A 13,256-nucleotide genomic window follows, 5' to 3' on the forward strand; every position below is an offset into this window, starting at 1 on the left:
CCAGGATTCGCTGCCTGACACCCCCGTTCATTCATGAATGAACGGACCGGGCTCCCCGGAAACGCTGGTCGAAGCGTCCCATCCCAGATCGCCCCGCGCCGGTCGCCCTCATCGAACGTACGTATACGGCACGCCGCCCCGTCGAGAGTACGCCATAGGCACGTTTTCGAGCGAAAAACGTGCCTATGGCGTACCGTCGACGGGGCGGTGTGACTATAGCGTACTCTCGATCGCCCCGTCCGCTATGCCCTGCGCTCGGGCCTGGACCGGCATCGGCAAAGAGGCCGGCTCCCCTAGCCGTCAGTCCCGCCCACCGTGTCGAAGCGCAGCGCCACGAGCGCGATATCGTCATCGAGGGCCGATCCGCTGAACGCGTCGAGCTCGGCGAGCACTTCCTGGCACAGCCCCTCGACCCCGTTGACCGACGCGCGCAGCAGCACGTCGAACAGGCGGCGCTCCCCGAAGAACTGGCGGTCGGCGCTGCGGGCCTCGATGGCGCCGTCGGTGTACATGAACAGGATGTCGCCCGGCGAGAACGAGAACACGCCCCCCTCGTACACCATGTTCTCGAACGCCCCGACCACGCCCGACTGCACGGACAGCAGCTCCATCTCGCTCGCATTCGACGCATCCTGCGCGCCCGGGTGACCGGGATGGATCAGCACGGTCGGCGGATGGCCGGCGGAGCAGTAGGCGGCCGTGCCGGTGCGCAGATCGATCTTGGCCACGAACATCGTCGCGAACGTCTCCACGCGCGAGAAGCTCATGAGCATGCTGTTGAGCGAGCGGACCATGTCGCGCGGGTTGGCACCCTCCCACGCGTACGCCGTGAGCGCCGTCTTGACGAGCGCCGACATCGACGCCGCCTCCACGCCCTTGCCCGACACGTCGCCGAGGATCATGACCGCGCGGTCGTCCGGCAGGCGGATGAGCGTGTAGAAGTCGCCGCCCACGAGAGCCTGACGGGTGGCGGACGAGTAGAGCGAATCGGCCGTGATGCCCGGCACCTGACCCAGGCTGTTGCGCATGCCGACCTGCAGCGTCTGGGCGATGCGGCGCTCGGAGTTCGTCTGGCGCAGGCCGTGCGTCATGATCTCGATATCGTGCGCCAGACGCACGAGGTAGTCGTATTCGATGTCGTCGATCGGCTCCTGCGTGCTGTCGCGCAAAAGCAGCATCATGAGCGGCACGCCGTCTGCGTAGCCCGCCTCCTCATGGATCTCGTTGCCCTCGCTGTCCACCACGCCGGGCGGCAGGCTCTCGCGCAGATCGAAGAACACGCCCTGGCTGGGCAGGCCCCGCGACGCCAGCCACTCCCCCGCCCAGGTCGTCTGGTCCACGCGCACCAGCCGCACGGTCTTGAGGTCCTCGGGCGAGGTCGACCAGGCGCTCTGCTCGCGCACGAACGACATGCGCGCCGCCGGGTCCACGCGCGCGGCGGGGGTGGTCGTGGAGAAGAACATCTCCTCGATCGAACCGGGCAGGCACACGCGGCTGCCGCCCTCGAAATCGATGTAGTAGCAGCCGCGCTCATGGTCGTACGGCACCGCGCAGGTCCTGCACTGCAGCACGCGGTGCACCTCTTCCGAGACGGCACGCCAGACGGACGCATGGTCGCCGTCCTGCCCGAAGATGAACTCGCGCATGCGGTTAAGCGAGCGCGTGAGCTCCTCGGTGCGCTGGGCGCGCAGGCTGCTCACGAGGCTGACGAGCTCGATCGACAGGTAGTCGCAGATGACCTCGAGCACGCGGGCGTCGAGCGAGCGTGGGCGGCGCGGGCGCTTCCAGCCGAGCTCCAGGATGCCCAGGACCTGCGTGCCGAAAAACACCGGAACCGCGATGAGCGTCCGGTACGGCGGCACGTTCTCCACGCGCAGCTTCGTGCTCACGTGCGTATCGATGTCGTAGAAGATGCTCGACTCGATGCCCTGGCCGTAGGCGGCCGGCGCGATGGTGAGGTTGCAGGGGCGCTGCTCATGCAGAACGTAGGTGGGGATGCCCGCGCCGTACGGGATGAACTCGGGCACGTAGTCGCGCGCCAGCCCGTAGCTGATGCCGCGCAGCTTGAACCCGCCGCTCTCCGAGAAGTAGATCGACGAGCCGTCCGCGTCGAGCGTCTCGACGATCTTGTTCAGCACCGCGTCCAGAAGCGAGGGAAGGTCCTTGGAGCCGGCGGCCGTCATGATGACCGACAGCGTGCCCGAAAGCCGTCTGTTGACCGCCTGGAGCTCCGAGAAGAGCCGCTGGGTCTGCCGGTCGTGGGAATACTGCTCCTCGAGGCTCCTGATGACCACGAGCACGCGATGCGCAAGCATGCCGCCCATGCCGAGCGAGCGCGGCGACACCTCGGAGGCGCGGACGCGGACGGGGATGAACGAGCCGTCGAGCAGCTTGAGCATGCACGTGTTGTCCTCGCCGTCGAGCGAGAACGGCAGCCTGTGGCCGCCCGCGCGCTCAAACAGGTTGCTGTAGAGCAGGTCCTTGATGTCTTGACCGACGATGCCCTCGCGCTCCTCGATCACCAGCGCGCTCATCTGCTCGTTCACATGGAGCACGGTTCCGTCGAGACTGCAGAGCGCCACCGCGTCGCTGGTCAACTCGACCAGACGGGCGAGTTCGGCAAACTCCTCACCGACCATGGATTCCATGCGCACCTCCGATCCGGCGGACGCGAAGCGCCGCCCAGAACTTGTATCGCAGTATAGTCGACTTGGTCGATCGGTAACAAAAAAGCCTCCCAAAGGAGGCTTGACACTCGATGGTGTCGGAGGCGGGACTTGAACCCGCAAGACCGAGAAATGGTCACTAGCACCTCAAGCTAGCGCGTCTGCCAATTCCGCCACTCCGACTTGCCTTTCAGCGAGAAAGATATTAACCCAAAGTCTCCCGCACGCGCAAGTACTTTTTTGAGAAATTTGGAAATGATTGCACGAGCCGTACAGTTCCGCAGGTCACAGGCCATTTCCCCGCGTCCAAGACGCAGGGCACCATCAGTCCGCAAGCTCCGCCTCTCCCAGATGGGCGAAGCCGTCGGCATCGATATGGAGCTGCTCGATGCGCTGGTTGCCCACATAGGCATAGCTGCCGAACAGATACGGGATGACCGGGCAGTCCTGCGCGACGATATCCTCCGCCTCCTGCAGCCTGCTCGTGCGCTCCCCCTCGCTTCCCGTCGACCGCGCCTCGTTGATGCAGGTGTCCACCTGCTCGTTCGCATAGCGGGAGAAGTTGTACGCGCTGAGCGACGCCGAATGGAACAGCGGGTACAGCACGTTGTCCATGCTGGCGAAATCGCACGACCAGTCGTAGCGCCCCAGCATGAACGAGCCGGAGCGGTAGCGGACGTAGAGGTCCTCGAAGGGCAGCTCCTCGAGCTCGCAGGCGATACCCACCGCGGAGAGGCTCTCGGCGATCTGCTCCATGGCGTTTCTCTGCCCGCTGTCCTCGCCGTAGGTGATTGTCAGCGTGACGTCGCGCACGCCGCCCGCACCCGCCGGGTACAGCTCGTCGAGCAGCTCCTCGGCCGCGTCGTTGTCATGGATGCAGTACGGCCAGGCGCCCTCGCGGTACCCCGGGACCACGGGCGCGACGATGCCGTCGGCGGGCATCCGCGCATCGCGGTAGACGCGCTTGGAGATCCCGTCGCGGTCGATGGCGAGCGAGATCGCACGGCGGAAGCGCACATCGTCCAGCGGGGCGACCGAGGTGTTGCAGACCAGATACGACACGACCGGCGACACGCCGAGCACGCAGCGGCGTCCCGACGTGATCCTCAGGCGCTCGTCGTCGGAGGACTTCCAACTCGCCGCGTTGGCGTCGACGCTCTCGATCGGGCACGGCGCCAGCGTGGCGTCACCGGCCTCGTAGGCACGATACGCGTCGCCCACGCTGTCGTAGAACGTGAAGCGGACCGTGTCGATCGTCGTGACGGTGCCCGCGTAGTCGAGAAAGCGGGACAGCTCGATCTGCGCGGACTGGCCGTCCCACGCCTCGGTCATCTTGTAGGGACCGTTGCCCACCGGCATGAGCGAGAACGCCTCGGCGTCCGCGTCGGCATCGTCCGGCACGGGCACCAGGCAGTGGTGCGCGCACACATAGGGGAAGTCGGCATAGGCAGACGACAGGCGGACCACAAGCGTGCGGTCATCGGGGCAGGTGATGCCCGACAGCTCGCTCGCGCGCCCCTCGCGCAGGTCCTGATAGCCCTCGACGAGCGAGAGCAAGAAGGAGACGTTCGAGGCGCCCAGCACCCCTGCGGCGGCGCTCGACGGATTGGCGATGCGCTCCCATCCGCGCTTGAAATCCTGCGCGCGGACCGCCTCTCCGTTATGAAAGTAGGCCTCGCGGATGGTGAAGGTGAATTCGCGCTGGTCCTCGGATGCCGTGTAGCTCTCGGCGGCGAGGCAGGTGAGCACACCGTATTCGTAGTCGTAACGCATGAGCGGGTCGAACAGCTGGAAGCAGATCTGGGCGCCCGCCTCGTCGACGGCGTTGAACGGATCGATGCACAGCGGCTTGACCGACGAGACGGCGATGGCCCCCTCGCGCGGATCGCCGCCCTCGAGTTCGGCGGACCCTTCCCCGCCCCTCAGATCCGTGCATCCCGCAAGCGCCAGAGCGCCCGCCGCGGCTATCGTCGCGCGCAGCAGATCCCGACGGCTCATCACACGAATATCCGATCGCATAGAGGCTCCTCACTCAAGGTTTTGGACATTGTAGCAATTCGCGCGCACCTCCACCGAACCCCCTATCATCGGGCCGCACGGCCCACGCGCACAAGATGGCGCCCCGCGGCGACCGCCAACAAAAAGGCCCCGGCTTCTTCAGCCGGGGCCTCAAGCGACCTGGACAGGCGCGCATCGATCCTAAAGATCGATATGGGACTCCTTGATGGGATACGGGGCCGCGAAGTGGCACGCGCAGAAGTGCCCGGGCTCGACTTCCTTGAAGTCGGGCTGCTCGGCGCCGCAGATCTCCTTGGCGATCGGGCAGCGCGTGTGGAAGCGGCAACCGCTCGGGGGATCGATCGGCGAGGGCGGATCGCCCGCGAGGATGATGCGGCGGCGGGACTTCATCAGGTCAGGGTCCGGGATGGGGGCCGCCGACAGGAGCGACTGCGAGTACGGATGATGCGGCTCGGCGTACAGCGTCTTCCAGTCGGAGAGCTCCACGATCTTGCCAAGGTACATGACGGCCACGCGGTCGGAGATGTGCTGCACGACGGACAGGTCGTGCGCGATGAACAGGTACGCTGTGCCGAACTGCTTCTGGAGCTCCTTCAGCAGGTTCAGGACCTGGGCCTGGATGGACACGTCGAGCGCGGAGACCGGCTCGTCGCAGATAATGAGCTTGGGATGCAGCGCGAACGCGCGGGCGATGCCGATACGCTGGCGCTGGCCGCCGGAGAACTCATGCGGGTAGCGGTTGATGTGCTCTGGGTTCAGGCCGACGATGTCGAGCAGCTCGCGCACGTACTTGTTGCGCTCGGATGCGCTGCGACCGTCGCCGTGGATCTGCAGCGGCTCGGAGATAATCTCGCCGATCGTCATGCGGGGGTTCAGGCTCGCATACGGATCCTGGAAGATGAACTGCATCTGACGGCGAAGGTCCTTGAGCTCGCGCTTGTTCATCTTCGAAACGTCGCGGCCCTCGAAGTAGACCTTGCCCGATGTCGGCCGCGTGAGCCTCATGATGGAACGGCCCGTCGTGGACTTGCCGCAGCCGGACTCGCCGACCAGGCCCAGCGTCTCGCCCGGCATGATCTCGAAGCTCACGTCGTTGACGGCAGAGACCTTCTTGGCGAAGCGGCCCGCGAACACGCCGGACTCCGCAGGGAACTCCTTGCACAGATGCTCGACCTTGAGCAGAGGGGTGTTCTCAGCCATTTATGCCTCCTTCTTCTCGGTCGAGGCGGCCTTCTGGCGCGCTGCCAGGTCGGCACGCGTACGGGAGTTCTCGGGCGCGAACTTGAGGAAGTTCGGGTCGTCGGCGAAGTGGCACGCGGAGTAATGGCCGGTCTCGGTCGTGATGTGGCCGGGGACCTTCTCGTGGCAGACGTCGACGGCATACGGGCAGCGCGGGGCGAACGGGCAGCCGCTCGGCAGGTTCACGAGCGACGGCGGGTTGCCCGCGATCGGGGTGAGCTCCTTCTTCTCCTCGAGCGCGTGGTCGGGAATGGAGCGGATGAGGCCCCAGGTGTAGGGATGGCGGGAGTCGTAGAAGATCTCCTCGGCCGTGCCGAACTCCACGGGACGGCCCGCATACATGACCATGATCTTGTCGGCCATGTCGGCCACGACACCCAGATCGTGCGTGATCATGATGATGGCGTTGCCGTTCTTCTGCTGCATCTCCTGCATGAGCTCGATGATCTGCGCCTGGATGGTCACGTCGAGCGCCGTGGTGGGCTCGTCGGCGATCAGGATGTCGGGGTCGCAGGCGAGCGCCATGGCGATCATGACGCGCTGGCGCATACCGCCGGAGAACTGGTGCGGATACTCGTTCACGCGCTTCTCGGGCTCGGGGATGCCCACGAGGTCGAGCAGCTCGGTGGCGCGCTTGAGCGCCTCGGCCTTGGAGTAGCCGCGGTGCAGGCGCAGGCCCTCGCCCACCTGGCGGCCGATCTTGTAGACCGGGTTCAGGGAGGTCATGGGGTCCTGGAAGATCATGGCGATGTCGTTGCCGCGGATATGCTGCATCTCCTCCTCGGACATCTCCAGGATGGAGTGGCCGCGGTAACGGATGTCGCCGCCCTCGATCTTGCCCGGGGGCATCTCGATGAGGCCCATGATGGTCATGTGCGTCACCGACTTGCCGGAACCGGACTCGCCCACCACGCCGAGCGTCTCGCCGCGGTCGAGCGTGTATGACACGCCGTCGACCGCGTGGACGATGCCGTCTTGGGTATGGAAGTACATCTTGAGGTTGTCGACCTCGAGCAGGTGCTGGCCCTCAGGAACCGGCTGCTCCTTGAGATCGACCCAGTCGTTCTTACGCTTTGCCATTATGCATCCTTCATCTTGACGTCGAGGGCGTCACGCAGACCGTCGCCGAGCAGCGTGAACGCAAGCACCGTGGAGAGAATCGCCAGGCCGGGCAGGACCATGAGCCAGGGCTCGGTCTGCAGGTACTGCTGACCGGACTGGATCAGCGTGCCCCACGAGGGATCGGGCGGAACGACGCCCATGCCGAGGAACGACAGCGCGGACTCGGTCAGGATGGCGCCGCCGATGTTCATGGTCGCGTAGACAACGATGGAGGCCACGGAGTTCGGGAAGATGTGGCGGGCGATGATGCGGATGTCGGAGGCGCCCATGGCGCGCGCCGCGTCGACGTAGTCGTTCTGCTTGACCGACAGGATCGCGGAGCGGAACACGCGCGCGATGCTCGGCCAGCCGAGGATACCGATGGCGATGAACACGTTTTGAATGCCGTTGCCGATGACCGCGATCATGGCGATGACGAACAGTGTGTAGGGGAACGCCAGGAAGATGTCGGCCAGACGCATGATGATGGTATCCCAGATGCCGCCGTAGTACGCGGCGATGGCGCCCATCACGAGGCCGATGGCGGTGGAGATGCCGGTGGCGACCACGCCGACGGTCAGCGAGATGCGCGCACCGTAGATGACGCGGGACAGCACGTCGCGGCCGAGGGTGTCGGTGCCGAACGGATGCTCGAGCGACGGCGGGAGGCGCGACTCGGCGGCCATGTTGGCGGCCGTCGCGTTCGGGTCGCCCAGGACCTGGGGCACCCACAGGTCGGCGGAAAGCGCGATCACGATGATGAACAGGATCCAGATCGCGGCGATCACCGCAAGCTTGTTCTTCTTCAGGCGTCCGAGCGCGTCGCCCCACAGGGTGCGGGACTTGCCGCTATCGGCGGATGCGACGCCGCCGTGCTCGACGGCGATGGAATCGGCATACGCCTGTGCGTCGGGACGCGAAACGGGGTAATTCATATGCGCTGCCTCCTAGCCCTCGTTCTTAGAGCTGCCGAGCCTGATGCGCGGATCGAGGAAGGCGTAGCTCACGTCTACGATAAGGTTGATGACCATGACCACCACGACGATGACCGTGACCGAGCCCATGACGATGGGCCAGTCGCGCTGGGTGATGGCGACGTAGGTCTCGCGGCCGATACCGGGCCAGGAGAACACCGTCTCGGTCAGGATGGCGCCGGCGAGCATGGCGCCGAAGTCCATGCCGACGTAGGTGACGACCGGGATGAGCGCGTTTTTGAGCGCGTGCTTGCGGATGATCGCGCCCTTGGACAGGCCCTTGGCCTTGGCCGTGCGGATGTAGTCCTGGTTCATGACGTCGAGCAGCTGCGAGCGCATGATGCGCGCGGTGTAGGCCGTCGACACGGAGGCCAGCGTGATGGCGGGGAGGATGTAGTACATCCAATCCGGATACAGGGCGCGCGGTCCGGAGACGCCCGAGATCGGCAGCGACACGGCACCGCCCGTGACGTCCTTCAGCCAGATGCCGAAGATGAGCTGAAGCAGCATGCCGAGCCAGAAGGCGGGCATGGCCACCAGCAGGGACGTGACCAGGGTCACCAGGACATCCCAGAACGAGTATCGCTTGATCGCCGATATGATGCCGGCGCCGATACCCACTATCGCCTCTATCACGATGGCCACGAGCGCCAGCTGCACCGTGTAGGGGTACTTCTGCAGGATGATGCTCGAGACCGGCGTACCGCGCTGGTACGAGGTGCCGAGGTCACCCTGGAGCAGATCGGTCAGATAGTTGACGTAGCGCTTGGGCATGGACGTCGGAATCGTGTCGCCGTTCTCATCGTAGATGATGTTGCCATCGGCGTCGGTCTCGATAAGACCATGGGCGGCACGGATGTTCATCTCCGTCGTCGGATCGAGCTTCCTCTCACCGGCGATCAGCTTGATCGGATCGCCCGGCACGACGTTCTGCATGATGAATAGAATCAGCGTCACGCCAAGGAAGACGGGGATGAACTGTAGGATTCGCTTGGCGATGTACTTGATCACAGCGATACCCTCCCTCATCTGGTTCTTACAGCGCGCCGCGGCACAGCTCATCGACCCCTGTCGCGGCGAAATTACAAGTATAGGGCAAACACTGCATCAAGCGAAAGTACAACGTGTTAGCTACAGGGGTCTAACACAACAAACAGGACACCGCCACATTGACGGTGTCCTGCTTAACATCACATGTGCTGGATTTTACCCATGCGTTTCATGCAACTAGGCGAGCTCAGCAGTCTCGAAGTGCGGGATGGTCTGAGCGTCGTAGTTGAAGCTCGCGAGGCGCTCGGTACCAACGTAGTTGTGGGCGTAGAACATGATGGGGATGACCGGCATGTCGTTGCCGATGGTGGCGCAGATCTCGCGATAGGCGGCCTTGCGCTCCTCCTCGTCGTTGATCTGACGGGCGGCCAGCAAGGCGGCGTCGACATCGGGGTTGTTGTACGGGCCGTAGTTGTTGTCCGCGGTGCTGAAGAAGTTCGGGTACAGGAAGTTGTCCATGGTCGGGTAGTCAGCTGTCCAGCCGAGGCGGGCGAGCTGGAACTGACCGGTGGACAGGTTGTTCAGGTAGGTGGCCCACTCGGTGGTGTTCTGGGTCACCGTGATGCCCACGGCCTCGAGGTCGGCCTGGATGGAGGACATGATGTCCTCATGACCGCCGTCGCCGTTGTAGTCCAGCGTCACGTTGATGCCACGGGAGCCGTCCTCGCCCGCGGGGTAACCGGCGGCGTCGAGCTCCTCGGCAGCCTTCTCGGGATCGTAGGTGCAGGCGGCCCAGACATTCTGCTCGTTGTCGTCGATGGACAGCGGCATGATGGAGTTGGCCGCCTCACGATAGCCCTCGTACAGGGTGTCGACGATGTTCTGGCGGTTGATGGCGTAGGAGATGCCGCGACGGACGCCGGCGTTGGAGAGCACCGGGTCGTTGAAGTTGACGACCAGGTAGTAGGTGGACAGCTCGGTACCGGTGAGGCACTGCTTGCCCGGGGTGACGGTGAAGCCGTCGTCGGACAGGCCGTACTGGTCGATGGTGTCCTGGATCTGGCCGGTGGGGATCATCGCGAAGTCGATGGAGCCGGACTGCAGCTCACGGAAGGCGACGTCCGGGTCGGCCTGGATGGAGAAGTACACGCCGTCGAGCTTGGGCGCCTCGCCGTAGTAGTCGTCGAAGCGGGAGACGGAGATGTACTGGTTGTGCTGCCAGGCCTCGTCCATCTTGAAGGGGCCGTTACCGATGGGCTGCTCGAGGAACGACGCGGGGTCGTCGAGAGCGGCCTGCGGAACGGGCACGAGACCCGGGTGGCAGCAGACGGCCACGAAGTCGCCCATGGGGTTGGTCAGCTGGACCTGGAAGGTCAGCTCGTCGGGGCAGGTGAGGCCGGTGATCTCGGTGGCCTCGCCGGCAGCCATCTCGGCGTAGCCGGCGACAGGGGCCAGGTGGTAGCCGATCTCGGACGGGGCAGACATGGTGCCGTCGGCCAGGCGCTCCCAGCCGCGCTTGAAGGAAGCGGCGTCAACGGGGTCGCCGTTGTGGAAGGTCATGCCCTCGCGCAGGTGGAAGGTGTAGGTCAGGCCGTCCTCGGAGACCTCGGGCAGGTCGGTGGCGCACATGGCCTTGGGCTCGTTGGTGTCCCAGTCCCAGGTGACGAGACCGTCGAACACGGCGCGCACGACCGCGGTGCCCTGGTTCTCCTGGGCGTTGTACGGGTCGATGTAGGCGGGCTCGGACAGGTAGAAGCTCATGACGTTGTCGCCCGAGGCGCTGCTGTCGGTAGCGGTGCCGGAGCCGGAGCTTGCGGTGTTGCCGCCGTTGGAGCAACCGGCAAGCGCAGCGAGTGCGCTGGTAGCGAGAGCGCTGCCCACGAAGGCGCGACGACCCATGGGCTTGTTGAAGATTTCAGCCATGCCATCCTCCTTAAAACAGTTCAGAAGCGGGACCTGTGCGGTCCCTCCCCTACGACGCGATCATAAGCGGGGTGCTCAGGCTGTGATTGCACCCCTGACGCGATGGTCCCTAATGTACCGCAACTTTTGCATAATAAAGTGCTCAATTTGGTTCAATGCGAGATTTTCTTTAGCAAATCGGAGCATTCGCAGGTCACATCTGCATACTTTTAGCGGTTTGTAACATTTCTGTAACCTAGAGAGGCCGAACCTCGTCATGCGGGGCGCCACACTAAAAAGCCGCCCGAAGTCTCCCCCGGACGGCTTGCAAGAAACTGGATTGAAGGCGTTCGCTTAGATGCCCACGATGCCCTGCGGGAAGAAGAACATCGCCAACACGATGCAGATCGCGAACACGACGGCAACGATAACCGTCAGCTTGTCGAGATTCTGCTCCATGATGCCGGTCGCGGCGCTGGAGTTGTACAGCGAGCTGGCGATCATGTCGGAGACGCCGGTGCCCTTGCCGGAGTGCATGAGGACGAGCGCGATGAGCGCGAGCGTGGACAGTGCCCACACGATGAACAGGATGATCTGGAACGGACCCATGAGTCGTAATCTCCTTCTACGTACGTTCGAACAGTCCGTATGGTACCACACCTGAACCCGCCGCACGCAATCGCCACGGGTTAAGGGGCTGAAACGAACCCGTCCCCAACCAACCCCTAAGCAGAAGGGGGTCGCCAGCAGACGCTGACGACCCCCCTTTCGGATCGATGGGTTGGAACGAACCCGTCCCCAACCGACCGTCTATTCGGTGGCGAGGATGCGGCCGGTCATTTCGGCCGAGGGCTCCAGGCCTGCGAGCGTGAGCATCGTCGGGGCGATGTCGGACAGGCGACCGTCCTCGATGCCGGTGAGCTTAGCTGCCGGATCGACCACGATGAACGGCACGCGGTTGGTGGTGTGCGCCGTGAACGGGTGCTTCTTGCCCTCGGCGTCGACATCGAACATGTGATCGGCGTTGCCGTGGTCGGCGGTGATGAGCGCGAAGCCGCCCTTGGCGAGGATGGCCGGGATGACCTTGGACAGACCGTCGTCAACAGCCTCGACCGCCTTGACGGCGGCGTCGAACACGCCGGTGTGGCCGACCATGTCGCAGTTGGCGTAGTTGACGATATAGAAGTCCGCGCGGTCCTCGTTGATCGCCTCAACGAGCTTCTCGGTGACCTCGGGCTCGCTCATCTCGGGCTGCAGGTCGTAGGTGGCCACCTTCGGCGAGGGCACGAGCACGCGCTCCTCCCCCTCCTTGGGCTCCTCGACGCCGCCGTTCAGGAAGAACGTGACGTGCGCGTACTTCTCGGTCTCGGCGGTATGCAGCTGCTTCAGGCCGGCCTGGGCGATGACGTCAGCAAGAACGTTCTCGGGGAACGTCTTGGGGAACGCCACCTCGACGTTCTTGAAGGTGTCGTCGTACTCCGTCATGGTCACGAAGTGCGAGAGCTTCGGCGCGACCTTGCGCTCGAAACCATCGAAGTCGGTCTCGGTGAAGGCGCGCGTCATCTCGCGGGCGCGATCGGGACGGAAGTTGAAGAACACCATGGCGTCGCCGTCGCGCACGCCCTCGTTGTGGCAGGCGAACGGCTCGATGAACTCATCGCCGCGCTCATCCTTCTCGTAGTAGGCGCGGACGCCCTCGACCGGATCGGTCTCGGTGTCGGAGGGCAGCGTGATGACGTCGTAGGCGCGCTCGACGCGCTCCCAGCGGTTGTCGCGGTCCATGGCCCAGTAGCGGCCGGAGACCGTGGCGATGCGGGCGTCGACCTCGGCGTAGGCGGACAACGCCTCGAGGTTCTGCTTCAGCGTCTCGATGTAGCCTGCACCGGAGTGCGGGTCGACGTCGCGGCCGTCCATGAAGCAGTGGAAGCGGATGCGCTTGACGCCGTGGATGGCGGCGATGGCCGACAGGTTCTCGCCGTGGCGCTGCATGGAGTGGACGCCGCCCGGGGACACGAGACCCAGCAGGTGCAGCGTGCCGCCGTTCTTGGCGACGTCGTCCATGGCGTGGGCCAGCGTCTCGTTCTCCTGGATGGAGCCGTCCTTGATGGAGTTGTTGATGCGGCTGAGCTCCTGGAAGACGATGCGCCCGGCACCGATGTTCAGATGGCCGACCTCGGAGTTGCCCATCTGGCCGTCAGGCAGGCCGACGTCCTCGCCCGAAGCGCCGAGCGTGGTGTGCGGGTACTGCTCGTACAGGCTGTCGAGAAACGGCGTGTTCGCGGCAGCGACGGCGTTGTCGGAGCCCTCAGGGGCCAGGCCGCAGCCGTCCATGATCACGAGCAGGGCAGGAAGATGCTTGGGCACG

General features: G+C 64.7%; 9 protein-coding genes and 1 tRNA gene. All 10 read right to left on the reverse strand.

The features are described 5' to 3' along the window. Positions 1 to 293: 293 nt before the first annotated feature. On the reverse strand, positions 294 to 2,648 hold the full coding sequence (locus QVN30_RS08015) for a SpoIIE family protein phosphatase (RefSeq protein ID WP_204565047.1): 2,355 nt from the start codon (positions 2,646 to 2,648) through the stop codon (positions 294 to 296). A gap of 111 nt (positions 2,649 to 2,759) precedes the next feature. Further along, positions 2,760 to 2,849 (reverse strand) — tRNA-Leu (locus QVN30_RS08020). Positions 2,850 to 2,990: 141 nt separating this feature from the next. Then, positions 2,991 to 4,664, reverse strand: coding sequence for an ABC transporter substrate-binding protein (locus QVN30_RS08025; protein WP_289836009.1), 1,674 nt, complete (start codon positions 4,662 to 4,664; stop codon positions 2,991 to 2,993). Positions 4,665 to 4,865: 201 nt separating this feature from the next. Then, positions 4,866 to 5,885, reverse strand: coding sequence for an ABC transporter ATP-binding protein (locus QVN30_RS08030; protein ID WP_066834492.1), 1,020 nt, complete (start codon positions 5,883 to 5,885; stop codon positions 4,866 to 4,868). Next, a complete protein-coding gene (locus tag QVN30_RS08035; protein ID WP_066834490.1) occupies positions 5,886 to 7,004 on the reverse strand; it encodes an ABC transporter ATP-binding protein in 1,119 nt (372 codons plus the stop codon). Further along, complete coding sequence (locus tag QVN30_RS08040) at positions 7,004 to 7,960, reverse strand: ABC transporter permease (RefSeq protein ID WP_204565044.1); 957 nt, start codon at positions 7,958 to 7,960, stop codon at positions 7,004 to 7,006. The genes QVN30_RS08035 and QVN30_RS08040 overlap by 1 nt, the downstream gene beginning before the upstream one ends. A gap of 12 nt (positions 7,961 to 7,972) precedes the next feature. Continuing rightward, complete coding sequence (locus tag QVN30_RS08045) at positions 7,973 to 9,010, reverse strand: ABC transporter permease (RefSeq protein WP_289836010.1); 1,038 nt, start codon at positions 9,008 to 9,010, stop codon at positions 7,973 to 7,975. 216 nt (positions 9,011 to 9,226) lie between these two features. Beyond that, complete coding sequence (locus QVN30_RS08050; protein ID WP_289821398.1) at positions 9,227 to 10,912, reverse strand: ABC transporter substrate-binding protein; 1,686 nt, start codon at positions 10,910 to 10,912, stop codon at positions 9,227 to 9,229. A 333-nt stretch (positions 10,913 to 11,245) separates the two neighbouring features. Continuing rightward, a complete protein-coding gene (gene secG / locus QVN30_RS08055; RefSeq protein WP_066834484.1) occupies positions 11,246 to 11,500 on the reverse strand; it encodes a preprotein translocase subunit SecG in 255 nt (84 codons plus the stop codon). Between the two features lie 201 nt (positions 11,501 to 11,701). Next, positions 11,702 to 13,255, reverse strand: coding sequence for a 2,3-bisphosphoglycerate-independent phosphoglycerate mutase (gene gpmI, locus QVN30_RS08060; protein WP_289836012.1), 1,554 nt, complete (start codon positions 13,253 to 13,255; stop codon positions 11,702 to 11,704). Position 13,256: the final 1 nt, after the last annotated feature.

It is taken from the genome of Collinsella ihumii (assembly GCF_030385545.1).
In the GTDB taxonomy this organism is placed as follows: domain Bacteria; phylum Actinomycetota; class Coriobacteriia; order Coriobacteriales; family Coriobacteriaceae; genus Collinsella; species Collinsella ihumii.